The following is a 22,999-nucleotide window of genomic DNA, read 5'->3' on the forward strand; positions in this document are numbered from 1 at the left end:
TCATAACATTCCGAGTAGTCGTTCGATGATTCGTTTCGCCTGGTCTTCGTCACGGGCGATCATCAAAATCGTGTCGTCTCCACATACCGTTCCAATCAGCTCGTCCCATGACAAATGATCGATCAAGACACCGATCGCATCCGCATTGCCCGGCAACACTTTCATGACGACCAAGTTTTGAGCCGAGTCGACCGAGACGAAGCTGTCACCGAGAATCCGCTTCATCTTGCCGTACGGATTGAAGCGTTGATCGGCCGGGAGACTATACTTATAGCGACCGTCGTTGAGCGGCACTTTCACGAGATGAAGTTCTTTGATATCCCGCGAAACTGTCGCTTGCGTCACCGGATAGCCGGAGCGGTGGAGCTCATCGACGAGCTCGTCTTGTGTCTCGATTTCACGATTGGTCACGATTTCTCGAATTTTAATCAAGCGCTGTCCTTTGTTCATACTCGCTGACACCTCATTTTATGTTTCGCATACTCAGTATCATTCTAAAGTATTGTCGAAAAAAGGTCTAGCTTTCGCGGGATGAATTCCCTGGATCGGCGAGCGGACACAAAAAAACTGCAGACAAGACGTCTGCAGCTCAAGCGTTCTTCTTCAATTGCGCGTGGGCGGCGTCGATGACCGCGTCCACGTCGATGGCTGGGTCGACACTGCCGACGCCGGTGAAACGGGCGAACAATAAGAACTCGATATTCCCATCCCCACCGGTGATCGGCGAGAAGTCGAGTCCCGCAACTTCGAACCCTTCCGAGGCGAAGTAACGGACCATGTCGTCGACGACCCGTTCATGGATGGCACGGTCCCGGACGATGCCTTTCTTGCCGACATCGGCCTTCCCGGCCTCAAATTGCGGTTTGACGAGCGCCATGACGATGCCGTTAGGCTTCAAAATCGTCTTCAACGGCGGAATCATGAGCCGAAGCGAGATAAATGAGACGTCAATCGTCGCAAAGTCCGGCGCCACCGGAAACTGGTCCGCGGTCGCATGGCGGAAGTTCATCCGCTCCATGACGACGACACGGTCATCGCTCCGCAGCTTCCATGCCAATTGGTTATAACCGACGTCGACGGCATACATCTGCGCAGCGCCGTTTTGGAGCGCGCAATCAGTAAACCCGCCTGTCGATGAACCGATATCGATGCCGATGTTACCAGCCACATCGAACGGGAAGACTTGGAGCGCTTTTTCAAGCTTCAGTCCCCCCCGTCCGACGTATGGCAACACTTGGCCTTTCACTTCGAGCGGGATGTCGTCAAACACTTTGTCCCCCGCCTTATCAAGCCGTTCGGTCCCACTATAGACGAGACCGGCCATGACGGCCCGTTTCGCTTTCTCTCTCGTCTCCGCTAACCCGCGGTCGACGAGGAGTACATCTAATCTAGTTTTCTTTCGTTTTTCCATAGTTCCTCACACATTCTGTCGATTTGTCACTTGAACGAACTGCTGAACCGAGTCAGCGATTTGCGTCGGACGGAGCCCGATTTCTTCGAGCAATTGATTGACGCCGCCGTGTTCGATATAGCGGTCCGGAATGCCAAGTCGGAGCACACGCGGGAACTGCCCGGCATCGCTCGCATGTTCGAGCACACTGCTGCCGAAACCTCCGGCGAGCGCCGCTTCCTCTAACGTGACGAGCGGGATGCCTTCCGCGTATAAAGCGGAGAGCATGACGTCGTCGAGCGGTTTGATCGTACGAGCGTTGATGACACGGACGCTCACTTGCCCTTCAAGCAGTGCACGCACTTCAAGCGCGTCTTGCACTTGTGGACCGAACGTCAAGATGGCGACATCCGTTCCGTCCGCGACCGTCTCCCAGACGTCGAGCGGCAATTCGCGGAGCGTCTCGCTCATCGATGTCCCGATTCCTTCGCCGCGCGGGAAACGGACGGCGATTGGACCGTCATCATACTTCAGCGCCGAATAGACGAGATGTTGCAATTCCTCTTCGTCTTTCGCCATCAAGATGCGAATGTTCGGCACGTGGCGCATAAAGGCGATATCGAACACGCCTTGGTGCGTCTCCCCGTCCGCTCCGACGAGACCAGAACGATCGATCGTGAAGACGACGTTCAAGTTTTGACGGCAAATGTCGTGCACGAGCTGATCATAGGCGCGTTGGAAGAACGTCGAATAGATCGAGACGACCGGCTTCAAGCCTTGTGTCGCCTGTCCTCCGGCCAATGTGACCGCATGTTGCTCGGCGATGCCGACGTCAAACATCCGCTCCGGGAATTGCTTGTTGAAGCAATCAAGTTTCGAGCCGACGCTCATCGCTGGTGTGATGAGTGTCACGCGCTCGTCCGTCTCGGCGACTTTCGTGATCGTCTCAGCGACGACCTTCGAATAGCTCGGTCCTTTGACCTTGCCTTTGATGACTTCTCCCGACTCGATTTTATACGGTCCGAGACCGTGCCACGTGCCGACACCATCGAGTTCGGCCGGACGATAGCCCTTGCCTTTTTTCGTGATGACGTGAACGATGACCGGTCCATCGATTTTCTTGGCGTACTCGAGCGTCTCGAGCAGGTCGCGTAAATCGTGACCGTCCGTCGGTCCGAAGTACGTGAATCCGAGCTCTTCGAAGAACGTCCCTGGTATGAGCGCTGATTTCAGCATATCCTTCACGCGTTCCCCGCTCCGTTCGAGCGAGTTGCCGACGATCGGGATATGTTTGATGAGCGTCTCGACTTCCTCACGGGCGTGTTTCAGTTTACGTGACGACCGCATCCGGCCGAGCATGTTGTGCATCGCGCCGACGTTCGGCGCGATCGACATCTCGTTATCGTTCAAGATGACGATGACATTTTGTTTCTCGGCGCCGATATGGTTGAGCGCTTCGAGCGCCATTCCCCCAGTTAGCGCCCCGTCCCCGATGATGGCGATGGCCCGGTCGTTCGAGCGTCCTTTCAACTCGTTCGCGATGGCGATTCCCATCGCGGCCGATAAGGACGTCGAGCTGTGCCCCGTCTCCCAGACGTCATGATTGCTCTCACAACGCTTCGGGAATCCGCATAAGCCGTTGTATTGACGCAGCGTATCGAACTGACTCGTTCGTCCTGTCAAGATTTTGTGGACGTACGCTTGATGCCCCACGTCCCATACGAGTTGGTCTTTCGGACTGTCAAATACACGGTGCAAGGCAAGCGTCAATTCGACAACCCCTAGGTTTGGTCCCAAGTGCCCTCCCGTTTCAGCCAATTTTTCAATCAAAAACCGTCTAATGTCTGCGCCGAGCGCTTCTAACTCGGGTACCGACATCTTTTTTAAGAATGACGGGTCTTGAATGGATGTCAAGTCCATGATGACCATCCTTTCTCCTGTCTTATTACTGATTCGTACCTTACATTTTACAAGAATGTGTCCATAGATGCTATACATTCACAAAAACAAAGGTGACACGATGTGCTCATCGTGTCACCGAGATTAATGATTGCGTCGTACGACGAAGTCGAGAAGCTCCCGTAAAAGTGGGGCCTCGACCGAAAGTTCGGCCAGTGCGGCCTCACTTTCCGTGACTTCTTGTTCCAGCGCTTTTTTCGCTCCATCGAGACCGAGCAGTTTCGGATACGTCGCTTTATCGTTTCCTTCGTCCGAACCGACTCGTTTCCCGATGAGCGCCTCGTCTCCTTCGACGTCTAAAATATCATCTTGGATTTGGAAGGCGACCCCGAGATGTTTTCCGAACCGTGCGAGCGCCTGACGATCCGTCTCGGAAGCGTCCGAAAGGATGGCCCCCGCTTCAAGGGCATACACGAGAAGCGCCCCCGTCTTCCGCTCATGGATCGATTGCAGAGTCGACAGTGTCACACCGCTCCGTTTCTCAGCGAGCATGTCATCGAGCTGACCGCCGACCATGCCGGCGCTGCCTGCCGCTTCACTGAACCGTGTCATGAGGGCGACGACTTTCGTCGCTTCCAAATCGGCCCGTGCAATGAGATGAAACGCATCCGTCAGCAAGGCGTCGCCTGCGAGAATCGCGGTCGCCTCATCGAACTGACGATGGTTCGTCGGACGCCCGCGACGGACGTCATCGTCATCCATCGCCGGAAGGTCATCATGGATGAGCGAGTATGTGTGGACCATCTCGAGGGCGACGGCCGCTTCATGCCCGAGCGCCCTCGGACGGCCATATGTATCGAGGACGGCATAAAGAAGAGCCGGACGAATCCGTTTCCCACCCGCCTCGAGGGAGTATGTCATCGATTGAAACAAGCGCTCCGGCATCAGAGACGGATCGAGCAAGCGACGCGTCGCCTGTTCGACCTCTTCTTTCCATGCCTGTAGATGGACCTGCACGCTCATACGGTCCCTCCTTTTTCACGGAGCGTCCCGTCGAGTTCAAGAATTTCGTCCATTTTTTGTTCCGCCGCCGTCAATTTGGTCTGACAGAGGGCAGACAATCGCACGCCTTCCTCGTAAAGGGTCATCGCTTCTTCAAGGGCGACTTCTCCCGTCTCGAGTTGTGTCACGATTTCCTCGAGCCGGGCGAGCGCCGCTTCAAACGTCAGTTCTTCTTGTTTCTTCGCCATCGTGTCTCTCCTTCACTTCCGCGACGGCATGGCCATCCCGAAATCGGATCGTCACCAGGCCGTCATGTAGTTGTTTGACATCTTTCACGTACGTCCCGTCCTGTTCGACGAACGTGTATCCTCTCGCGAGCACGGCGAGCGGGCTGACAGATTGCAATCGTCCTGCCAACTGGGCGAATTGAACCGCCGGTCTCTCGAGAGGTCGAATGCGTTCTAACCGTCCTTCATATTGCCGGAAACGGTCGTCTTGCGTTCGGAACACTTGCATCAGATTGCGGACGTCGAGGCGTTGGGACGACGCTGCGAAACGGTGCCGCGCGTGCGTCACTTGTTTCGTGGCACTCTGTTCGAGCCGAATCTCGGCCTGGGCGAACCGCTCTCGCTTTTGAATGATCGTATAGCGGGGCGACTTGAGGCCGTAACTGTTTTTCATGCGCTCGACACGTTCGCGAAGCGAGGCCATTTGCGTCGTCACGACCCGCGTGAGTGCGCGACTTAAGCGCTCCACATCTTTTCGTTGCGCTTCGATTGTTGCCGTCGCGAGCTCCGCCGCCGCTGTCGGAGTGGCAGCCCGTACGTCGGCGACGAAATCAGCCAACGTAAAATCTGTCTCGTGACCGACGGCCGAAATGACAGGAATCTCGGAATCGTAGATTGCTTCGACGACGACATCCTCGTTGAACGCCCACAATTCCTCAATCGATCCACCTCCGCGTCCGACAATCAATACATCGCAGTCGGTGCGTTCATTCATCCACCGAATCGCACTCGCCACTTGCGGAGCGGCTTGTTCACCTTGGACTGCGACAGGAGCGAACGTGATGGCCACGTGCGGTGCCCGCCGTCTAAGCGTCGTCGCGATATCGTGCAAGGCTGCGCCTTTCGGAGACGTGATGATTCCGATGCGCTCAGGGAACGCCGGTAGCGGACGTTTCCGTTCCGCCGCGAACCAGCCCTTCGCCTCGAGCTCACGTTTTCGTGCCTCATAGCGTTCGAACAAGATGCCGATGCCGTCTTGCCGCATGAGCTCGACGTACAATTGAACATCACCGGTCGACTCATACATCGTCACTCGAGCGACGACGACCACGTTCATCCCGTCCGTAGGTTCAAAGTTGAGCGTGCGGGCATCTCGTGAGAACATGACCGCCTTCATGCGGGACGATTCGTCTTTCAGTGTGAAATAGCAGTGCCCTGAGGCGTACCGTTTAAAGTTCGAGATTTCGCCGATGACGGCGACTTGTTGCAACACCGGGTCACCGTCGAGTTGACGTTTCACATAACGGACGACTTCAGAGACTTGAATCGGATTAGCCACGTGAGGCGACCTCGACCGTATTGTGCATGAGCATCGTGATCGTCATCGGACCGACACCACCCGGAACCGGGGTGATGGCGCCAGCGACGTCGCGGACACCATCAAAGTCAACATCTCCGACGAGACGGCTGTCGACGCGGTTGACACCGACATCGATGACGATCGCTCCCGGTTTGACCATCTCGTTCGTGACGAGACCGGCCCGACCGACGGCGACGATCAAAATGTCGGCTTGACGCGTCATCGCACCGAGGTCGACCGTTTTCGAGTGACAGTATGTCACCGTGGCCGACTCGTTTAAAAACAGCATCCCGACAGGTTTCCCGACGATTTGGCTGCGACCGACGACGACGACGTGTTTACCGACGAGGTCAGTCTGTGTCTTGACGAGATGGAGAATTCCGTGCGGCGTGCACGGCAACAGTGTCTCGAGACCGAGCATCATCTTCCCGACGTTGGTCGGATGGAACCCATCCACATCCTTGTCTGGCGAGATGCGCATGATGACACGGTTCTCATCGATATGCTTCGGTAGCGGCAATTGAACGAGGATGCCATGGAGCTCGTCGTCCTCGTTCATCGAATCAATCAGTTCGAGCACTTCACGTTCCGAGATCGTCTCATCGAAACGAATCACTTGTGAATCGATCCCGATCTCAGCTGCTGCCCGTTCTTTACCCCGGACGTAGCTGTGGCTCGCCGGATCATCCCCGATTAAAATGACTTTCAGTTTCGGAACGATGCCGCGCGCACGAAGCGCACTGACCCGTTCTTTCAACGTTTCCCGATATGATGCTGCGATTTGTTTCCCGTCGATCACTACTGCCATCTCTCTCATCCCCCGTTATCTTAGGTTTCTCTGTAGTTGGTGTGGTGTCTTCTCTATTTGTATGACGCGTTTCTCTCTCTTCGTTTACGCTTTAATAATGTTGCCGAGGACGCCGTTGACGAGCTTGGCCGCTTCTTCGTCGGCGAACGACTTGGCGAGTTCGACCGCCTCGTTGATCGTCACTTTGTCCGGAATCGTCTCGACATAGAGCAACTCGTACGTCGCCATGCGGAGAATCGTCCGCTCGACGTTGCCGAGGCGATCGAGTCTCCAGTTTTTCAAGTTTTCGACGAGCAGTTCGTCAATTTCGTCTTTCTTTTCTAACGTCTCAACGACGAGTTGTTCGTAGAATGGATCCGAATCCATACCGTCGAGGGCGAATTCGATGGCCTCGTCCACCTTAAGTTTTGATACTTCGATTTGAAAAAGCGTTTGAATCGCTTTTTCTCGTGCTTCATGACGTTTCATTCAGATACTCTCCTTTTGCATGCTTTCATTGTGATAGTTTAGCATAAAGCCTCCATAAATTCAGTACAAAAAACCAGGAAGCCCAAATAATGTTCGGGCTTCCTGGTACGGTTCATTTTGTGAGCGTCATTTCTTTTTCGACAAATTTCGTGTCGAACGCGCCCGCTCGGAAACGTTCGTGCGCCATGACTTGTTGATGGAATGGAATCGTCGTATGAATGCCCGATACCGTGAACTCATCGAGCGCGCGAAGCATCTTCGCGATCGCCTCTTCCCGCGTCGGGGCATGGACGATCAACTTCGCCACCATCGAATCATAGAACGGCGGGATGACCGCGCCTGCGAACAGACCGCTGTCGACCCGGACACCCATACCGCCCGGCACGATGTACTGATCAATTTTCCCAGCCATCGGACGGAAGTCGGCAAACGGGTCCTCGGCGTTGATGCGGCACTCGATCGAGTGTCCGCTGAACGTGATGTCGGCTTGACTGATCGCGAGCGGATGACCGAGCGCGACCTCGAGTTGTGCTTGGACGAGGTCGAAGCCGGTGATCATCTCGGTGACCGGATGTTCGACTTGGATTCGCGTGTTCATTTCCATGAAATAGAACTCGTTCGACTCCGGGACGTAGATGAACTCGATCGTACCGGCACCAGAATAACGGATCGCTTTGGCCGCTTTCACGGCCGCATCTCCCATCGCTTGGCGCGTCGCCTCATCGATCGCCGGCGACGGTGCCTCCTCGATCAGCTTCTGCATCCGGCGCTGAATCGTACAATCACGTTCTCCGAGATGGATGACGTTGCCGTACTGGTCGGCGAGCACTTGCACCTCGACGTGGCGGAACGACTCGATGTACTTCTCGAGATAGACGTCGCCGTTGCCGAACGCCTGCTTCGCTTCTTTACGAGTATCCGTGAGCCCTTTGACAAGCTCTGTCTCATCATAGGCGACACGGATTCCGCGTCCTCCGCCTCCGGCCGTCGCTTTGATGATGACCGGATAACCGATTTCACGGGCGAGTTCGACCGCTTCCTCGTCGGTCACGACCCCACTCGATCCCGGAACGACCGGAACGCCCGACTCGATCATCGTTCGCTTCGCTTCGTCTTTAATGCCCATCTTCCGAATCGCATAACTGCTCGGTCCGACGAATTGGATGCCGCACGCCTCGCTCATCTCGGCGAATTCGGCGTTTTCGGCCAAAAAACCGTAACCCGGATGAATCATCGTCGCATCGACCGCACAAGCGACCGATAGGATGTTCGGGATATTCAAGTATGAGTCTTTGGACGGGTTCGGTCCGATGCAGTACGCCTCGTCGGCGAGACGGACGTGTAGCGCTTCACGGTCGGCCTCGGAGAAGACGGCGACCGTCGGAATGTTCAACTCTTTCGCGGCCCGGATGATCCGGACCGCAATTTCTCCACGGTTTGCAATGAGTAGTTTCATAGACACCTCACTTCACGCTGAAGAGCGCTTGACCATATTCGACTAAATCGCCGTCAGCGACGAGCATCTCGACGATTTCTCCGCTGATTTCCGCCTCGACGTCATTGAACAGCTTCATCGCTTCTAAAATACAGACCACTTGTCCAGCTTCGACGCGATCGCCGACTTGGACGTAGGCCTCCTTGTCCGGTGCCGGGCGCGAATAGAACGTCCCGACCATCGGCGACGTGATCGTCCGTAAGTTGCTCGGGGCCGCTTCCGGTGTGACTGCTTGCTCCGTTTGAGCGGCCGGTGTAGGTGCAGCGACCGGCGCCGCTTGGGCGGCTGGTGTATGATGGGCGGCGAGTTGCGGGGCCGCTTCTTTTTTCAATGATAGTTTAAATTCTGACGTCTCGAGCTCCAGCTCGTGGACCGACGTCTGATCGAGCATTGTGATCAGCTCTTTAATATGTTCGATTTGCATGAAATAACCCCCTGTTTATACCTGGTACTAATCTCTACTCTACTATAACTGGTCAGACCAGTGAATGCAACGACAAAAAAAGGGCCCATTCCGAAGAATGGACACCCTTTGCCTTACCCGTTATAGCGGCCCGTGAACTCGCCTGTGCGCGTGTCGACCGTTACTTTTTCGCCTGGCTCGATGAAGAGCGGCACTTGAATGATGTGGCCCGTTTCGACCGTCGCATTTTTCTTCACGTTCGATGCCGTGTCACCTTTGACGCCTGGATCGGCCTCGACAATCGTCAAGACGACCGTCGTCGGGAGCTCGATGCCGAGAATCTCGCCATCGTAGTCAGCGATGCTCACTTCCATGTTTTCAAGCATGTACGGGAGCGCCGCTTTCACTTGCTCGCCCGTGAGTTCGAGCTGCTCATACGACTCTGTGTCCATGAACACGTACGTGTCGCCCATCGGGTAGAGGTACTGCATACGTTTACGTTCGATGTGGGCACGCTCGATGCGCTCGCCGCCACGGAACGTCGTCTCTTGAATCGCCCCCGTGCGCAAGTTACGCATCTTCGTACGAACGAAAGCCGCGCCTTTACCCGGCTTGACGTGTTGGAATTCGATGACTTGCCAAATCGATCCGTCCGACGTTTTGACCGTTAAGCCTGTTTTTAAATCGTTAACTGATACCATGTTGATTTCCTCCTAAGATGAGCTGAGACTCAAGCCTCAATCGTAATTAACTCTTTTGGCGACTGCGTGAGACGGAAATTGCCAGTCTCAGTGATGACGATATCGTCCTCGATGCGACATCCGCCGATTCCGGCGATGTAGATGCCTGGTTCGACCGTGACGACCATCCCAGGTTCAAGCACCGTCTCCGAACGGAATGACAGCCCTGGCGCCTCATGGACTTCCATGCCGAGACCGTGTCCCGTCGAATGCCCAAAGTACTCACCATAACCGGCTTCTTTGATCACATCACGCGTCAACGCGTCCGCCTCGATTCCCGTGATCCCGGCTTTCGTGCCTTCGACACCCGCGAGTTGTGCGCGGAGTACCGTATCATAGATGTTGCGCAACTCGTCTGAGATCTCTCCGACGGCGAGCGTGCGCGTGATGTCCGAGCAGTACCCCTGATAGTAAGCCCCGAAGTCGAGTGTCACGAGTTCGCCTGCCTCGATGACCTTATCACTGGCCACACCGTGCGGCAATGCCGAGCGATGGCCCGATGCAACGATCATATCAAACGACGACGAGTCGGCTCCTTGAGCACGCATGAACATCTCGAGTTCATTCGCGACCTCTTTCTCTGTCCGGCCCGGGCGGATAAACGACTGGATATGGGTGAACGCCGCATCCGCAATCGCCGCAGCTTCCTTCATTATCTTAATCTCTGACTCATCCTTAATCAAGCGTAGCTTTTCGACGATGCCTGATGTCTCGACAAGTTCGGCGTTGACGTCTTTTTCATACGTCCGGAATTGCCCGACCGTCATGTCATCTTGCTCGATACCGAGACGTGCGACCGCTTCCCGGTCCACGACTTCTGCGACCGACTTGATGAGCGATGTCTTGTGTTCAATGATGTCGAACCCTTTCACTTGGCTCGCGGCCTGTTCCGTGTAGCGGAAGTCGGTGATGAAGCTCGCCGACTTTGGCGTGATCACAAGGACGCCACTCGACCCGGTGAACCCCGACAAGTAGCGGATGTTCTCCCGTTTCGTCACGAGCAATCCGTCAATTCCGTTCGCTTCTAGCTGAGCTTGCAGTTTGTTGACCCGTTCAATCATGTCGATTCCTCCAATGTTCGATCAGCGCCTGCAACGCGAGCGTGTAACTCGTCAACCCGAAGCCGCTGATGACGCCGAGACAGACGCCGGCGAGCTTGGATTCATGACGAAACGACTCTCGTGCATGCACGTTCGAGATATGTACTTCGACGACCGGGGCCTTGATGGCGGCGATGGCATCTCGAAGCGCGATTGACGTATGTGTATACGCCCCGGCGTTGAAGATGACCCCCGCATAATCGTACGCTTCGTGTAGCGCGTCGATCAGTTCGCCTTCATGGTTGGATTGGACGAACGTCAACTCGACGTCATCTGGCGCGGCGAGCAACAGCTCCGCCGTCAGTCCCTTCAACGAGACGTCACCATATACGTCCGGTTCACGTCTCCCGAGTAGATTCAAATTCGGCCCATTCAAGACGAGTATGTGCACAAGTCTTCCCCCCTGTTCGTCAAGTCGCCTCTATTGTAACAAATTTAACGGTTGTAGCGACAATTGACGTTCATGTGGTTTCGTTTTTTAGGTGAATCACGGTATAATTCAACTATATAACTGTAGGAATCGAGGAAATGCCATGAAAACTAAACCACTGATCCCCGTTGGAGGGCAAGCGCTTGTGGAAGGCGTCATGTTTCAAGGACGCGCCGAGAGTGCCTCGGCAATCCGCCGGAAGGACGGATCGATCGAGACGTTCGAGCAACCTCGCATCCTCGTCCCCTGGGTCCAATCGTTAAAGAAAGTCCCGTTCCTGCGCGGCGTGGTCGCCTTATACGAATCGCTCAAAAACGGTTCCGCCCACATGAACTTCGCCAGTGACCGCTATGACGTCGATCCGAGCGAGGACGAGGCGACGAAACCGGATGAGAAGAAACAGAACATCTTGATGGTCATCATGATCGCGGTCGTCGGGATCATCTCGTACGTGTTCGGCAAGCTGATTTTTAACGTCACACCGGCCCTGCTCGCCGCCATGTTCCAAAGCGTGCCCGCATTGTCCGGTCACGTGATTCAAAACCTCCTCGAAGGGGGAATAAAATTAGTATTGCTGCTCAGTTACCTCTATTTGATTTCCTTGACACCGCTCATTCGACGCGTGTTTCAATATCACGGCGCTGAACACAAGGTCATCAACTGTTATGAGTCCGGACGACCGATCACCGTCGACAACGTCCGCTCGAGCTCACGCCTCCACTATCGCTGTGGGTCAAGCTTCATCCTGTTCACCGTTTTCGTTGGCATCGGCGTCTATATGGTCGTCCCGATCGATCCGCTCTGGGTCCGACTCGTCAGCCGCATCGCCTTGTTACCGGTGGTCATCGGCATCTCGTTCGAGGTGCTCCAATTCACAAACCGTTTTCGTGAACATCGCTTCCTATCCGTCCTCGGCAAGCCGGGACTATCGCTACAGCTGTTGACGACGCGTGAACCAAACGATGAGCAAATCCGCGTCGCCATCGAGGCTTTCGAAACATGGGAACGTTCAGAACTAGGTCAACCGGCCGCGCAAAGAGAGGGATAAAGAGGAGGAAAGCACCATGATCAGACAAAGAATCGGTACGACCGCTGCCACGATCGTGTTCATCTTAGGCTTCATCGGAGTCGGACATATGCTCGCGACCGACCCCGGTCGCTTGTTCAGACAGTTGCTCTTCATCGGTATTTTCGGGTTAATCTTCTATGTGATTTACCGTGTGTTCATGGCTCCTAAAATCTCAGCCGAGGATATGCGGTACCGGAAGACCGCTCAGGCTTCCAAAAAACGGATGCAACGTCCCGGTGCGAACCCTAAAGTGAAACCGTCCGCGACGACGAAAAAGAAAGCGAAACCTGGTTCAAACGTGACGAAACTCTCGAAGCGCCCGGCTCGTTCGACGCATCGTAGCGACGCCCCTCACCTCACCGTCATCGAGGGGAAGAAAGGCAAGAAGAAAAAGAAAGCGAACATGTGAAAACGAACCAGATCGCCACGGGCGACCTGGTTCGTTTTTTGTCGTGATTCGGAAGTCAGTCCGTTTCGACGAAACCGATATACGGTAGATTGCGATACTGTTCGGCGTAGTCGATGCCGTACCCGATGACGAACTCATCCGGGATCTCGAAGCCGACGTAATCGGCGTCGAGCGTGACGAGTCGGCGGGCCGGCTTGTCGAGAAGTGTACAAATCTTCAATTGCCCCGGTTGATGTAACGTCATATGCTGACACAAGAATTTAAGCGTCTGTCCCGTGTCAATGATGTCTTCGATGATGACGACGTACTTCCCTTCGACATCGAGGTCTAAATCTTTCCGGAGTTGGACGTTCCCGCTCGAAGTCGATTTCTTCCCATAAGAAGACGTCGCCACCGTATCAAGTTGGACACTGCCCGTCATCTGTCTCATCAAATCAGCCGCAAAGACGAGCGACCCTTTCAAGACGGCCACGAGGACGATTGGTGTTCCGGCCGCATCCCGTTCGATTTGTTCAGCGAGTTCCGCCACGCGCTGTTTGATTTGTGCTTCGTCAAACAGTTTCCCTTTGATTTGAATATCCATCATGTCGGCGATTGTTCGCCGTCACCCCCTTATCATTCTTACCAGCACCCATTCTATCACAAAAACAAACCAAAAACAGACTAAAATTCAATTAAAACGCTTCATTGTTCGGTTCTAGAGGCGTTTTGATAAAAGAAGACCGCTCCCGAATCGATTCATCGGTCGCGGTCATCTAGACTCACTCATCGTCGTTCGTATTCAGTTCTTGAAACGCGCGAAACTGGGCCATCAGTTCGGGCTTATCTTCAAAAAATTCGACGAACTGGGTCATGCAGTCAAGCGTGTTCGAGCTCAAATGGTGCTCGATCCCTTCGACGTCTTCGTAGACATGGGCCTCGTCGACACCGATCAAACGTAAAAATGATTCGAGCATCGCATGACGCTCGACGAGTCGTTTCCCGATTTTTTGACCTTTTTTCGTCAACATGAGTCCTCTATATTTCTCATAAATCAAATAGTCTTCCCGGTCGAGCTTTTGCACCATTTTCGTGACAGAGGAGGGATGCACCCCTAAATGTTCGGCGATATCGGACACGCGGGCGTATCCTTTCTCGACCATTAGCAAATAAATTCGTTCTAAGTAATCTTCCATACTCGGTGTCGGCATGGGCGTAGCCTCCCCTTATGTTCCGTTCTGCAACCTCTATTTTAACGCAACCACCTAGAAACCGAAAGCAGAACGGGTAAATCCATCAGTCAATCATTGTCTCATGACCTTAAATTCTTTATAATGGATGTTGGTGAAACTTAATAGAGAAAGGGAGAACATCAATGGGAATCGAAACTATCCTCGTCATCATCCTATGGGCTGCGCTCATCGCATACATCGTCTGGCGTTTCTTGCCGGCACGCGGTTTGAAGAAAATGAAACAAGAAGAGTTTCGTGCGTCGCTCCGTAAAGGACAATTGATCGACGTCCGTGAACCGAACGAGTATAAGGGAGGCCACATCGTCGGCGCCCGTAACATCCCGGTCGGCCAATTGAAACTACGCATGAAAGAACTTCGCAAAGATCAGCCGATCCTCATGTATTGCCAAGGCAAGTCGCGTTCGAACCAGGCGGCCAAATTGCTTATGAAAAATGGTTATACCGACATTTACATGCTCGATGGCGGCTTCAAAAACTGGAAAGGGAAAGTCAAGAAAGACTGACCTGCCCACCACGTCCACTCCTCACTCCGAGGAGGGACGTTTTTTATTTCCAGAAAAATACCCGCTCACGAATAGTGAGCGGGTTCGGATTCAATTGATTGACGACGGTTGGCGTCGTTCGTATTTGAGCACTGGTTTCCGAGCCGCAAGCGTCTCGTCCAGGCGTTTGACGACCGTCGTATGCGGGGCCGTCTGAACGATTTCCGGATTCTCTTCCGCCTCTTTGACGATTTGGAGCATCGCATCGCAGAAGGCATCGAGCGTCTCTTTCGACTCCGTCTCCGTCGGTTCGACCATGATGCACTCCTCGACGTTGAGCGGGAAGTAAATCGTCGGTGGGTGATAACCGAAATCGAGCAAGCGTTTGGCGATATCGAGCGTCCGAACGCCGAGTGCTTTCTGACGTTTTCCAGACAAGACGAACTCATGCTTGCAGAACGTGTCATACGGCACATCGAACGCATCTTTCAAGCGGGCGAACATATAGTTGGCGTTCAATACCGCTTCGCGTGAGACGCGCGTCAACCCTTCCGCACCCATCGTCTTGATGTAGCTATAAGCCCGAACGTTGATCCCGAAGTTGCCATAGAACGGTTTGATGCGACCAATCGATTGCGGGCGATCATAATCGAGCGTGAAGCCAGACTCAGAGCGGCGCGCGATTGGCGTCGGCAAGTACGGAATCAAATCGCGTTTCACCCCGACCGGACCAGAACCCGGACCGCCACCGCCGTGCGGCCCTGTGAACGTTTTGTGCAAGTTCAAGTGGACGACGTCGAAGCCCATATCCCCAGGACGGGCGATGCCTAGAATCGCGTTCGAGTTAGCGCCGTCGTAATACAGTTTGCCGCCGGCCTCGTGCACGACTTTGGCGATCTCTAAAATATCAGCCTCGAACAAACCGAGCGTGTTCGGGTTCGTCAGCATGAGCGCTGCCGTATCCGTCCCGACTTTCGCTTTCAAATCCTCCAAATCGACGAGCCCGCGCTCATCCGACTTGACCGTCACCGTCTCGAAACCGGCGACGACGGCCGAGGCCGGGTTCGTTCCGTGTGCCGAATCAGGCACGAGTACTTTCGTCCGTTCCATATCACCGTTGTGATGGTGGAACGCCTTGATGAGCATGAGACCGGTCCATTCCCCATGGGCCCCGGCTGCAGGTTGCAGGGTCACTTCATCCATGCCAGTGATCTCAGCAAGTTGTTCTTGCAGATCGACCATGAGCTCGAGCGCCCCTTGAATCGACTCGACCGGCTGCAACGGGTGAATATGGGCGAAGCCAGGAAGTCGGGCCATGTCTTCATTCACTTTCGGGTTATATTTCATCGTGCACGAACCGAGCGGATAGAAACCGGAGTCGACTCCGTGGTTACGTGTCGAGAGCGACGTGTAATGGCGTACGACATCGAGTTCAGACACTTCTGGCAGTTCGGCCGCCTCTTGTCGAACCATCGAAGCCGGCAAGAGCGTCTCCAAATCGACTTCTGGTACCGTCGGCGTCGGCAAATTGTAGCCAGTCCGCCCCTCACGTGACACCTCAAAGATAAGCGTTTGTTCGTGTTGCATCAGTTCATCCCCCCAACCACTTCAACAAATAAATCGATTTCTTCTTTCGTTCGAAGCTCCGTCGCACAGAGCAACATCTGGGTCTGACGGTCCGTTTCATACGTCCCGAGCGGCAAACCACCGATGATACCATTGTCGAGCAGGTGACGCGATACTTGCTCCGCATCGATTCCGAAGTCGACGACGAACTCGTTGAACATCGGTCCTTCATCGATAACCGTATAGCCGGCCGCTTTGAGCGTTTCTTTCATGTAATGGGCCGTTTGCATGTTACGGACGGCCATGTCACGAATCCCGTACTTCCCGAGGGCAGACATCGTGATTGATGCCGCGAGCGCATTGAGCGCCTGGTTCGAGCAGATGTTTGACGTCGCTTTGTCACGACGGATGTGTTGTTCCCGCGCCTGAAGCGTCAAGACGAAGCCGCGCTTGCCATCCTCATCGACCGTCTGTCCGACGAGACGACCCGGAAGTTTACGCATGAGTGCTTGTTTGACGGCGAAGTATCCACATGACGGGCCGCCGAAGCTTTGCGGAATCCCGAACGGTTGGGCGTCACCGACCGTGATGTCGGCCCCGAGCGCACCCGGCGACTCCAAAATCCCGAGCGCGAGCGGATTGCTCGAGACGACGAACAAGGCGCCGGCGTCGTGCGCTGCTTTCGCGAGGGCTGACAAGTCCTCGACGCGTCCATAAAAGTTCGGATATTGGACGACGAGGCACGAGGCGTCCGTCAAATCGATGTCTGTCACGTCGGTCAATCCCGCGTTAACGTCCGTATATTCGACCGTGAGCCCTGGCCCACCGGCATACGTCCGGATGACGTCCTTCGCTTCCGGATGGACCGCTCCCGAGACGACGACACGTTTTTTCTTCGTATGGGCACTCGCGAGATACGTTGCTTCAGCAAGGGCTGTGATGCCGTCGTACATCGACGAGTTGGCCACGTCCATGCCCGTCAATTCGCAAATCATCGTCTGGAACTCGAACATCGCTTGGAGTTCACCTTGCGAGATTTCCGGCTGATACGGCGTATAGGCTGTATAGAACTCGGAACGGAGAAGCATGTGGTTCATGACGCTCGGAGAAAGGTGATCGTACATTCCGGCCCCGAGGAAACTCGGGGTCGATTTCGTGTGCACGTTCTTCTCGGCGAGCTTCGTCATATGACGAACGAGGTCAACTTCCGGAAGCGGCGCACCGATGGCCGCTAAAGAAGCCGTCTCCCGGAGCGATGCTGGAATATCCTCGAGTAGGTTTTCAATCGACTCGACGCCGATCGTCTGCAACATGTCACGCTCATCTTGCTCTGTCATCGGTAAATAACGAAACTCCATTCTGTTCATGCTGAATCCCCCTGTTTCATTTACGTTTATAAAACGGTGTCGGTACACGTTCGGCTTCTATTTTTTTCCCCCGAACTTCAACGATAAAGTGTGTCGCCTCCGCGAAACGACGGTCGACACGCGCCCAGGCGATCGACTCGTTCACCGTCGGCGGCATCGTGCCGGTCGTGACGACACCGATCGTCTCCCCGTCAACTTCGACCGTCGCCCCTTGACGGGCGATGCCGCGCCCGAGCAAGCGTAAGCCGATTAAGCGGCGCGGGATGTCTTCTTTTTGCTTCACGAGGGCATCCTTGCCGATGAAATCGGTATCGAGTTTGACGGCAAAGTTCAAGTTCGCCTCGAACGGCGTGACCGTCTCATCGAGCTCGTGCCCGTATAATGGCAAGCATGCCTCGAAACGGAGCGTATCGCGGGCCCCGAGCCCGCATGGCGTGACGCCTTCAGCTTCTAACGCTGACCAGATTGCGGCTACGTCTTCGGCGCGGGCATACAATTCAAACCCGTCCTCCCCCGTATAGCCACTGCGTGAAACGATGGTCGACACGCCGGCCACGTCGCCGGTCATGAACCGGAAAAACTTGATGTTGGCCAGCGGCAAATCCGTCAAACGGCCGAGCACGTGTTCGGCCATCGGTCCTTGAATCGCGATTTGACCATAGGCGTCGGACTCATCGGTCACCGCGACGTCACCAGTCACATACTGACGAACGTGGGCCACGTCTTTTTCGATGTTCGAGGCGTTGACGACGAGCCAAAACGCATCTTCATCGAGTCGATAGACGAGCAAATCATCGACGACACCGCCGTTAGGCAAACAGAACAAGTTGTATTGGGCCTGACCAATCTGTAATTTCGAGACGTCATTCGTGACGAGACGTTGCACGCTCTCGAGCGCATCCGGACCTTCGACCCGAATCTCCCCCATATGCGACACATCGAACATGCCGACCTCGTTACGCACCGCCTGATGTTCTTCTTTAATCGATGAGAACATGATCGGCATCTCAAACCCCGCAAAATCCACCATCTTCGCCTTTACGGAAATCAAATCATACAAAGGCGTACGTTTTAACGATACTTTCTCCATATTATCCCCCAATCCCGAACGTTAATAATGCAATGCGTGAAATATTTCGTTTTCTATTCCACTTTATCAATTTTTTATGGCTATGCCTAGCTAAAATGGGCAAAAATAAAGAGGATGGAAAACGAAAACGTTTTCATCCTCATTATTTCATATTTTGGTCTCAGTGGAAACGTCTGGGCGTTCGACTCCAGCTGTCCGCTTAATTTCTTTTGTCAGTCCGATCGTCGCTTGCTTAAGCTCCATCGTCTCGTCTTTCACGTTAACGGAATAGGCCTTCATCTGCTTCACAGAGGCGTTGACCGCATCGACGTGTTGCTTGATTTCATTGACGAGACCTTGGATGACGTTCGCACGAATCTGGAAACGTTCCGTCAAACGGGTGACCCGCCGCACGTCCGTCTTCATCTTGTTACGGTACAATAAGAACCCATACAAACCGAGCCCGACTAGTGCGAGCACAATGATGCCGAGATTGATCCAAATCATGTATCTTCCTCCTTCAACCGATATAAGGTATGCGCGATTGCTTCTGTGCTGAGCGAGGCGTCAAGCACGTGATCGGCACGCGCGTAGAGCGGCCGCCGACGTTCGTACAACGCTTCGACGGCCGCCTTGCCGTGGCGCACGAGAGGCCGGTCCGAGTCTTTGATTCGGTCCCAACACATCTCATACGGTAGATCAAGTGCGATGACGACACCGTTTTCGCGCATCCAATCGAGATTTTCGTCTCGTTCGACGATTCCGCCGCCTGTCACGATATAGGCAGCGCTCGCCTGTCGCAAAATCTCACTTTCTTGCAGGCGAAACGCTTCCTCCCCGTAACGGTCAAAATATGCGGGGATGTCCATTTGGACGTCCATTTCGAACAGCTCATCCAAATCGACGACGTGATTCGATTTTTCAAGATATCGTTTTAAGCTTGATTTACCTGTACCCATAAACCCGATGATGTAAAACGGTTTAGTCATCGAAATAAATCACCTCTTTATGTCGTTCTCCGGTCTCAAGGCGAATCTCGACCTCGACCGTCCCGCTGCCGAGCGGTCGACAGTTAATCGTCCCGGTCGGTTTTGTCACCGTGACGGCGGACGGACCACAGGACCGTTTGGCGACCATGACGTGTGATTCGAAGCGGATCGCCAAAATATCGAGCGCCAGTCGGTCGGTCGTTCGTTCCATATCAGTATACCAAAACATCGCTCCGCCGAGTAACCACGTCAACACGATTAACGTCGACATCACAAAGTATCCGCGCGCATGCACATCACGCTCTTCTCGCGGGGGCCGGTCGCGTCGGTCCACCTGATGCGAAAACCCTCTCCTACCGGTTCGACCTGATACGTCTCGATTCCTCTTAAAAATAGTAAATTCCCTCCCTCGTCTCCGACCATGACCAAATTGCGATTGATCTGTTTGAGCGTCCACGACCACGTTGTGTCGTCCGGGCGCACGTATGTGCCGACAAGACGTCCCGATTCGACAACGCAATCCCGGCTATCGAAAAGTTTTCGCACGATCAGTTGGGGCGTCGTCGGCACCATGTCACGTGGTTGCTCATAAAACGCCTGGCCGAGTGCCAACAAGTGAACCGTGAGTCCAACGAACAGCGGGATCAAGAGCAACGTGAAGCTCACTTCAAGTAACGTGAACCCCCGCTCAAAGCGTCGGGAGACATAGGTCACCATCACAGATTTCTGTGCGTCCGCTCGGTTCGACCGCATCGTGCAACACCTCCCCTTGAAGCCGCTCATAACGCCGAACGGTCGTTTCGAGACGGTCGACCCGGTCCGTCGCGCCCTCGACAAAAGGTGCCACGACCCCGACCCACGCCAGGAGGAGCGCCAGGCTAAGGCAGATTTCCCAAAACGTGATACCTTGCTCATCGCCCTTCAACGCGAAGCACCTCCGGCTCATACGTCCCCATTCTAAACTTCAACGTCACCATCGTCGGTCCCGTATAAAACTTCCACTGCCCTGCATACGTCGCCGCTGTACGTGAGAAGACGATCTCACTCGTGGCCGGGAGACTCATCTCGACCCCATCGGGTACAACACGCGATGCGATCGGCGTCATCCCACAGGCGATTTGATAGCGCCGTTCTTTTATGTACCACCGTAGACGCGGCACACATGATTCATCGGCGGCGACGTATGGATATTGGCCAACCTCGTTGATGTCGCTCACAAGTGCCTCGGTGAAATCAAACAAGGCCAATCGATCCATCGAACGGACGACCGGGGTCGTCATCAACAGCAGGAGCGACAAGATGACGAGGACGGATGCCATCTCGACGAACGTATATCCGTCTTGCCTCATTGTTTTGTCAACGTACCGGTCGTCGGGGCGTACGTGTAGACCATCGATTGACAACTATACTCGAGCGGACTCTCCGTCGAGGCCCGTTCGATGACCGCCAACGTCTCCGGATAGGATTTGTGTTCCGCATAATATAAGTTGATTTCCGACTCGACAATGCGCACACTCCCTTCACAACTGACACTGTCTGCCCGGGATTTCCCGTCTGACATCGAGGGAACGAGCAGTAACAGTAAAACCGAGATGATGAGTAGGACGGCAGCCATTTCGACGAGCGTGAACCCTTGTTCTGATTTGAATCGTGTCATGTTGTTGTTCCTCCTTGTTATAGTTGGGCCATGATCAATTTGACCGGCAAATAAATCGTGTAAAAAATCATTGTCACCATCATCGTCAAAAATCCGTATAATACCGGCTCGGCCTTGGTGATCAGTTGTTTCCAATACAATTCCATCTCTTCAAACACGAGATCACGATGCAACGTCATGATCGACCCCAGCTCACCACTCACCGTACCGACGCCGAAGAGACTGACGACCTCATGCTCGAGCAACCGTTCTTGCCGGGCCGCCTCTTCGAGTTCAAGACCGTCCGACATACGCTCATGGATCCGTCTCGCGATGGCCGCGACTTCCCCGTCACCCCGAGACAAACGCTCGATGATATGACGGACCGAACCTTGCCCTTCACTTAAGAGCGAGAGCTCACTGACGAACAAATACGTGACGTACAGCCGCCTGCCTCGTTCGACGACACGTAGCGGCACGAGCCGGCCGCGTCTCCCGTTCCAGTAGAGGGCCGCCCCGGTCACGAGCAAGCCGATGAATAGACCCGGGAAAAACCAACGGGACAACAGAATTGCGTTTATCCCATCTAGCGCCTCGACGTCCACCATCGACAGCAATTTCGGGAAAATATAGAGCGCATAAATCGCCCCGAGTCCGAGCAGCATCGTCAAAATCACGAGCGGATACCGCGCTAGCTGCTTGAGCTCTTGCTGCAGGTTTCGGCGCATCGTCGACAAGACGAGCACTTGCTCGAGCCCTTCTAAAAAGTGATGGCCCCGCTCCGCCGTGACGAGCATCTCACGCATTCTTGGGTCGGTGACGAGTCCCGAGAACACTTCGGCGAGCGGCCGACCTTGCTCGAGTTGAAGCCGCATGTCCCGAATCACTTGTTTTGCTCTGCCTCGTTCATGAAGCTCAAGTGTTTCGAACGTCTTTTTCAATCCGACACCACGGGCCTGCAGCCTGAGAAAGCGACGGATCGTGAATAAGTCTTTACTCATCTGGTCTCGGACCATGAACAGCTCACCTCCTCTTCGCGGTGCAGGATGCACCAATGACGGGCGACCTCCATCTTGCCGACGAGCTGTTCGAGCCGATGTTCGCCGTCCTCGACACTCGCCGTGTGGAACGTCGCGATCGTCAAATGGCCACTGAGCGCCGCGTCGTGTGCCACCCGCAACTCCTCGCTCGTTCGGATCTCTCCGATGACGATGACGTCTGGGTCGGCCCGAAGTGTCTCTTTCAATAGACTGCGATGGTCAAGTCCTGCTTTCGGGTTGACCTCGAGTTGAATCACTCCCGGCACCTGCTTCTCCGGAGGGTTCTCGATCGTCACGATTCGGCGGCCGCCCAAACTTTGCAAAAATGCGTAGAGGACCGTCGTCTTACCTGCCCCCGTCGCGCCGCCAATCAATAACAATCCCTGCCGGAGCATAGCCAACTTCAAAAAGCGGTTCACATCCTCATCGTCTAGCAACTCGGACAACTGAAACGAGGCGTTCGGGAGTCGCCACGACATAAGCGTATGGTCGAATGAAGGTAAAAACGTGACCCGGATCGCGTCCTCCGTCCCGACGTACATACCAGACTGAGGCACGCGATGATCCGTTTCCGTTAGCGAGCACCAATATTTCATATGTAACGTCAACCGTTCGTAGTCAAACTGTGTCATCGACTCCAGTCGATGCAAGAGCGTCCCGTGGCGAACTTGAATCATCACCTCGTCTCCGTATGGCATAAAATGGACATCGCTCGCATTCAAATTTCGCGCCGCTCCCACGACACGCTCGATCACTCGTTTCATCTCCACCACCTCAATAAGAGCATAAAAAAAAGCCCACTCCTTGGAAAGTGGACT

General features: G+C 54.5%; 30 protein-coding genes. 3 read left to right on the plus strand and 27 right to left on the minus strand.

Features of this window, described 5'->3' with window-relative positions:
* From ahrC to aroQ, 13 genes are all read right to left on the minus strand, one after another.
* Window positions 1–450 carry a transcriptional regulator AhrC/ArgR gene (gene ahrC / locus KNP06_RS07765; protein WP_021067696.1) on the minus strand — a complete coding sequence of 150 codons (450 nt, stop codon included), beginning with the start codon at window positions 448–450 and terminating at the stop codon, window positions 1–3.
* Between the two features lie 139 nt (window positions 451–589).
* Window positions 590–1,411 carry a TlyA family RNA methyltransferase gene (locus KNP06_RS07770; RefSeq protein ID WP_034777976.1) on the minus strand — a complete coding sequence of 274 codons (822 nt, stop codon included), beginning with the start codon at window positions 1,409–1,411 and terminating at the stop codon, window positions 590–592.
* Window positions 1,412–1,417: 6 nt separating this feature from the next.
* Window positions 1,418–3,310: a 1-deoxy-D-xylulose-5-phosphate synthase gene (dxs, locus tag KNP06_RS07775; protein ID WP_214711446.1), complete on the minus strand. Its 1,893-nt coding sequence runs from the start codon at window positions 3,308–3,310 to the stop codon at window positions 1,418–1,420.
* 123 nt (window positions 3,311–3,433) lie between these two features.
* The gene (locus KNP06_RS07780) at window positions 3,434–4,312 is read right to left on the minus strand and encodes a polyprenyl synthetase family protein (RefSeq protein WP_138859273.1); all 879 of its coding nucleotides are present in this window, start codon (window positions 4,310–4,312) and stop codon (window positions 3,434–3,436) included.
* The gene (gene xseB, locus KNP06_RS07785) at window positions 4,309–4,539 is read right to left on the minus strand and encodes an exodeoxyribonuclease VII small subunit (protein ID WP_034777980.1); all 231 of its coding nucleotides are present in this window, start codon (window positions 4,537–4,539) and stop codon (window positions 4,309–4,311) included. Before xseB ends, KNP06_RS07780 begins: the two co-directional genes overlap by 4 nt.
* Complete coding sequence (xseA, locus tag KNP06_RS07790; RefSeq protein WP_138859272.1) at window positions 4,508–5,857, minus strand: exodeoxyribonuclease VII large subunit; 1,350 nt, start codon at window positions 5,855–5,857, stop codon at window positions 4,508–4,510. The genes xseB and xseA overlap by 32 nt, the downstream gene beginning before the upstream one ends.
* Window positions 5,850–6,686, minus strand: a complete 837-nt coding sequence (gene folD, locus KNP06_RS07795; RefSeq protein ID WP_138859271.1) for a bifunctional methylenetetrahydrofolate dehydrogenase/methenyltetrahydrofolate cyclohydrolase FolD — start codon at window positions 6,684–6,686, stop codon at window positions 5,850–5,852. Before folD ends, xseA begins: the two co-directional genes overlap by 8 nt.
* 84 nt (window positions 6,687–6,770) lie before the next feature.
* Window positions 6,771–7,154 carry a transcription antitermination factor NusB gene (gene nusB, locus KNP06_RS07800; protein ID WP_138859270.1) on the minus strand — a complete coding sequence of 128 codons (384 nt, stop codon included), beginning with the start codon at window positions 7,152–7,154 and terminating at the stop codon, window positions 6,771–6,773.
* A 112-nt stretch (window positions 7,155–7,266) separates the two neighbouring features.
* Window positions 7,267–8,610, minus strand: a complete 1,344-nt coding sequence (gene accC / locus KNP06_RS07805) for an acetyl-CoA carboxylase biotin carboxylase subunit (RefSeq protein WP_034777987.1) — start codon at window positions 8,608–8,610, stop codon at window positions 7,267–7,269.
* A gap of 7 nt (window positions 8,611–8,617) precedes the next feature.
* Window positions 8,618–9,073, minus strand: coding sequence for an acetyl-CoA carboxylase biotin carboxyl carrier protein (gene accB / locus KNP06_RS07810; protein WP_138859268.1), 456 nt, complete (start codon window positions 9,071–9,073; stop codon window positions 8,618–8,620).
* A gap of 113 nt (window positions 9,074–9,186) precedes the next feature.
* A complete protein-coding gene (efp, locus tag KNP06_RS07815) occupies window positions 9,187–9,753 on the minus strand; it encodes an elongation factor P (RefSeq protein ID WP_021067706.1) in 567 nt (188 codons plus the stop codon).
* A gap of 29 nt (window positions 9,754–9,782) precedes the next feature.
* Window positions 9,783–10,850 (minus strand): M24 family metallopeptidase, encoded by a 1,068-nt coding sequence (locus tag KNP06_RS07820; RefSeq protein WP_138860291.1) that lies wholly within the window; start codon window positions 10,848–10,850, stop codon window positions 9,783–9,785.
* The gene (gene aroQ, locus KNP06_RS07825; protein WP_214753120.1) at window positions 10,846–11,283 is read right to left on the minus strand and encodes a type II 3-dehydroquinate dehydratase; all 438 of its coding nucleotides are present in this window, start codon (window positions 11,281–11,283) and stop codon (window positions 10,846–10,848) included. The genes KNP06_RS07820 and aroQ overlap by 5 nt, the downstream gene beginning before the upstream one ends.
* A 142-nt stretch (window positions 11,284–11,425) precedes the next feature.
* Between aroQ and KNP06_RS07830 the strand changes: the two genes are divergently transcribed.
* Complete coding sequence (locus tag KNP06_RS07830; protein ID WP_214711441.1) at window positions 11,426–12,370, plus strand: DUF1385 domain-containing protein; 945 nt, start codon at window positions 11,426–11,428, stop codon at window positions 12,368–12,370.
* A 16-nt stretch (window positions 12,371–12,386) separates the two neighbouring features.
* Window positions 12,387–12,800: an SA1362 family protein gene (locus KNP06_RS07835; protein WP_034777995.1), complete on the plus strand. Its 414-nt coding sequence runs from the start codon at window positions 12,387–12,389 to the stop codon at window positions 12,798–12,800.
* A 55-nt stretch (window positions 12,801–12,855) separates the two neighbouring features.
* Here KNP06_RS07835 and hpt read toward each other — a convergent pair whose 3' ends face one another.
* Window positions 12,856–13,383 (minus strand): hypoxanthine phosphoribosyltransferase, encoded by a 528-nt coding sequence (gene hpt / locus KNP06_RS07840; RefSeq protein WP_034777998.1) that lies wholly within the window; start codon window positions 13,381–13,383, stop codon window positions 12,856–12,858.
* 178 nt (window positions 13,384–13,561) lie between these two features.
* Window positions 13,562–13,990 (minus strand): transcriptional regulator MntR, encoded by a 429-nt coding sequence (gene mntR, locus KNP06_RS07845; protein ID WP_034778001.1) that lies wholly within the window; start codon window positions 13,988–13,990, stop codon window positions 13,562–13,564.
* A 164-nt stretch (window positions 13,991–14,154) separates the two neighbouring features.
* Between mntR and KNP06_RS07850 the strand changes: the two genes are divergently transcribed.
* Window positions 14,155–14,535, plus strand: a complete 381-nt coding sequence (locus tag KNP06_RS07850) for a rhodanese-like domain-containing protein (RefSeq protein WP_034778003.1) — start codon at window positions 14,155–14,157, stop codon at window positions 14,533–14,535.
* A gap of 90 nt (window positions 14,536–14,625) precedes the next feature.
* Here KNP06_RS07850 and gcvPB read toward each other — a convergent pair whose 3' ends face one another.
* From gcvPB to KNP06_RS07910, 12 genes are all read right to left on the minus strand, one after another.
* A complete protein-coding gene (gene gcvPB, locus KNP06_RS07855) occupies window positions 14,626–16,101 on the minus strand; it encodes an aminomethyl-transferring glycine dehydrogenase subunit GcvPB (RefSeq protein WP_214753118.1) in 1,476 nt (491 codons plus the stop codon).
* Window positions 16,101–17,438, minus strand: a complete 1,338-nt coding sequence (gcvPA, locus tag KNP06_RS07860) for an aminomethyl-transferring glycine dehydrogenase subunit GcvPA (protein WP_214711469.1) — start codon at window positions 17,436–17,438, stop codon at window positions 16,101–16,103. Before gcvPA ends, gcvPB begins: the two co-directional genes overlap by 1 nt.
* Window positions 17,439–17,463: 25 nt before the next feature.
* Window positions 17,464–18,537, minus strand: coding sequence for a glycine cleavage system aminomethyltransferase GcvT (gcvT, locus tag KNP06_RS07865; protein ID WP_214711439.1), 1,074 nt, complete (start codon window positions 18,535–18,537; stop codon window positions 17,464–17,466).
* Window positions 18,538–18,684: 147 nt separating this feature from the next.
* Window positions 18,685–19,023 carry a hypothetical protein gene (locus tag KNP06_RS07870; RefSeq protein ID WP_214711438.1) on the minus strand — a complete coding sequence of 113 codons (339 nt, stop codon included), beginning with the start codon at window positions 19,021–19,023 and terminating at the stop codon, window positions 18,685–18,687.
* Window positions 19,020–19,505: a shikimate kinase gene (locus tag KNP06_RS07875; protein WP_034778010.1), complete on the minus strand. Its 486-nt coding sequence runs from the start codon at window positions 19,503–19,505 to the stop codon at window positions 19,020–19,022. Before KNP06_RS07875 ends, KNP06_RS07870 begins: the two co-directional genes overlap by 4 nt.
* Window positions 19,498–19,776, minus strand: coding sequence for a hypothetical protein (locus KNP06_RS07880; RefSeq protein ID WP_034778012.1), 279 nt, complete (start codon window positions 19,774–19,776; stop codon window positions 19,498–19,500). Before KNP06_RS07880 ends, KNP06_RS07875 begins: the two co-directional genes overlap by 8 nt.
* Complete coding sequence (locus KNP06_RS07885; protein WP_214711437.1) at window positions 19,776–20,258, minus strand: prepilin-type N-terminal cleavage/methylation domain-containing protein; 483 nt, start codon at window positions 20,256–20,258, stop codon at window positions 19,776–19,778. Before KNP06_RS07885 ends, KNP06_RS07880 begins: the two co-directional genes overlap by 1 nt.
* Window positions 20,194–20,430, minus strand: coding sequence for a hypothetical protein (locus KNP06_RS07890; protein WP_214711436.1), 237 nt, complete (start codon window positions 20,428–20,430; stop codon window positions 20,194–20,196). The genes KNP06_RS07885 and KNP06_RS07890 overlap by 65 nt, the downstream gene beginning before the upstream one ends.
* Window positions 20,417–20,854 carry a prepilin-type N-terminal cleavage/methylation domain-containing protein gene (locus KNP06_RS07895; protein ID WP_138859259.1) on the minus strand — a complete coding sequence of 146 codons (438 nt, stop codon included), beginning with the start codon at window positions 20,852–20,854 and terminating at the stop codon, window positions 20,417–20,419. The genes KNP06_RS07890 and KNP06_RS07895 overlap by 14 nt, the downstream gene beginning before the upstream one ends.
* Window positions 20,851–21,162 carry a prepilin-type N-terminal cleavage/methylation domain-containing protein gene (locus tag KNP06_RS07900; RefSeq protein ID WP_034778021.1) on the minus strand — a complete coding sequence of 104 codons (312 nt, stop codon included), beginning with the start codon at window positions 21,160–21,162 and terminating at the stop codon, window positions 20,851–20,853. The genes KNP06_RS07895 and KNP06_RS07900 overlap by 4 nt, the downstream gene beginning before the upstream one ends.
* Window positions 21,163–21,179: 17 nt before the next feature.
* Window positions 21,180–22,157, minus strand: coding sequence for a type II secretion system F family protein (locus KNP06_RS07905; protein ID WP_214788418.1), 978 nt, complete (start codon window positions 22,155–22,157; stop codon window positions 21,180–21,182).
* Window positions 22,139–22,945, minus strand: coding sequence for an ATPase, T2SS/T4P/T4SS family (locus tag KNP06_RS07910; RefSeq protein WP_034778024.1), 807 nt, complete (start codon window positions 22,943–22,945; stop codon window positions 22,139–22,141). Before KNP06_RS07910 ends, KNP06_RS07905 begins: the two co-directional genes overlap by 19 nt.
* Between the last annotated feature and the right edge of the window lie 54 nt (window positions 22,946–22,999).

It is taken from the genome of Exiguobacterium sp. s21 (assembly GCF_018617975.1).
Taxonomy (GTDB): Bacteria; Bacillota; Bacilli; order Exiguobacteriales; family Exiguobacteriaceae; genus Exiguobacterium; species Exiguobacterium mexicanum_A.

Excerpts from the sequence above, each read along its gene's own strand:
- ahrC (WP_021067696.1), bottom strand. The coding sequence starts at position 450 with ATGAACAAAGGACAGCGCTTGATTAAAATTCGAGAAATCGTGACCAAT.
- KNP06_RS07770 (WP_034777976.1), bottom strand. The coding sequence starts at position 1,411 with ATGGAAAAACGAAAGAAAACTAGATTAGATGTACTCCTCGTCGACCGC.
- dxs (WP_214711446.1), bottom strand. The coding sequence starts at position 3,310 with ATGGACTTGACATCCATTCAAGACCCGTCATTCTTAAAAAAGATGTCG.
- KNP06_RS07780 (WP_138859273.1), bottom strand. The coding sequence starts at position 4,312 with ATGAGCGTGCAGGTCCATCTACAGGCATGGAAAGAAGAGGTCGAACAG.
- xseB (WP_034777980.1), bottom strand. The coding sequence starts at position 4,539 with ATGGCGAAGAAACAAGAAGAACTGACGTTTGAAGCGGCGCTCGCCCGG.
- folD (WP_138859271.1), bottom strand. The coding sequence starts at position 6,686 with ATGGCAGTAGTGATCGACGGGAAACAAATCGCAGCATCATATCGGGAA.
- nusB (WP_138859270.1), bottom strand. The coding sequence starts at position 7,154 with ATGAAACGTCATGAAGCACGAGAAAAAGCGATTCAAACGCTTTTTCAA.
- accC (WP_034777987.1), bottom strand. The coding sequence starts at position 8,610 with ATGAAACTACTCATTGCAAACCGTGGAGAAATTGCGGTCCGGATCATC.
- accB (WP_138859268.1), bottom strand. The coding sequence starts at position 9,073 with ATGCAAATCGAACATATTAAAGAGCTGATCACAATGCTCGATCAGACG.
- efp (WP_021067706.1), bottom strand. The coding sequence starts at position 9,753 with ATGGTATCAGTTAACGATTTAAAAACAGGCTTAACGGTCAAAACGTCG.
- KNP06_RS07830 (WP_214711441.1), top strand. The coding sequence starts at position 11,426 with ATGAAAACTAAACCACTGATCCCCGTTGGAGGGCAAGCGCTTGTGGAA.
- KNP06_RS07835 (WP_034777995.1), top strand. The coding sequence starts at position 12,387 with ATGATCAGACAAAGAATCGGTACGACCGCTGCCACGATCGTGTTCATC.
- hpt (WP_034777998.1), bottom strand. The coding sequence starts at position 13,383 with ATGGATATTCAAATCAAAGGGAAACTGTTTGACGAAGCACAAATCAAA.
- mntR (WP_034778001.1), bottom strand. The coding sequence starts at position 13,990 with ATGCCGACACCGAGTATGGAAGATTACTTAGAACGAATTTATTTGCTA.
- KNP06_RS07850 (WP_034778003.1), top strand. The coding sequence starts at position 14,155 with ATGGGAATCGAAACTATCCTCGTCATCATCCTATGGGCTGCGCTCATC.
- gcvPB (WP_214753118.1), bottom strand. The coding sequence starts at position 16,101 with ATGCAACACGAACAAACGCTTATCTTTGAGGTGTCACGTGAGGGGCGG.
- gcvPA (WP_214711469.1), bottom strand. The coding sequence starts at position 17,438 with ATGGAGTTTCGTTATTTACCGATGACAGAGCAAGATGAGCGTGACATG.
- gcvT (WP_214711439.1), bottom strand. The coding sequence starts at position 18,537 with ATGGAGAAAGTATCGTTAAAACGTACGCCTTTGTATGATTTGATTTCC.
- KNP06_RS07870 (WP_214711438.1), bottom strand. The coding sequence starts at position 19,023 with ATGATTTGGATCAATCTCGGCATCATTGTGCTCGCACTAGTCGGGCTC.
- KNP06_RS07875 (WP_034778010.1), bottom strand. The coding sequence starts at position 19,505 with ATGACTAAACCGTTTTACATCATCGGGTTTATGGGTACAGGTAAATCA.
- KNP06_RS07880 (WP_034778012.1), bottom strand. The coding sequence starts at position 19,776 with ATGTCGACGTTAATCGTGTTGACGTGGTTACTCGGCGGAGCGATGTTT.
- KNP06_RS07885 (WP_214711437.1), bottom strand. The coding sequence starts at position 20,258 with ATGCGGTCGAACCGAGCGGACGCACAGAAATCTGTGATGGTGACCTAT.
- KNP06_RS07895 (WP_138859259.1), bottom strand. The coding sequence starts at position 20,854 with ATGAGGCAAGACGGATATACGTTCGTCGAGATGGCATCCGTCCTCGTC.
- KNP06_RS07900 (WP_034778021.1), bottom strand. The coding sequence starts at position 21,162 with ATGACACGATTCAAATCAGAACAAGGGTTCACGCTCGTCGAAATGGCT.
- KNP06_RS07905 (WP_214788418.1), bottom strand. The coding sequence starts at position 22,157 with ATGGTCCGAGACCAGATGAGTAAAGACTTATTCACGATCCGTCGCTTT.
- KNP06_RS07910 (WP_034778024.1), bottom strand. The coding sequence starts at position 22,945 with ATGAAACGAGTGATCGAGCGTGTCGTGGGAGCGGCGCGAAATTTGAAT.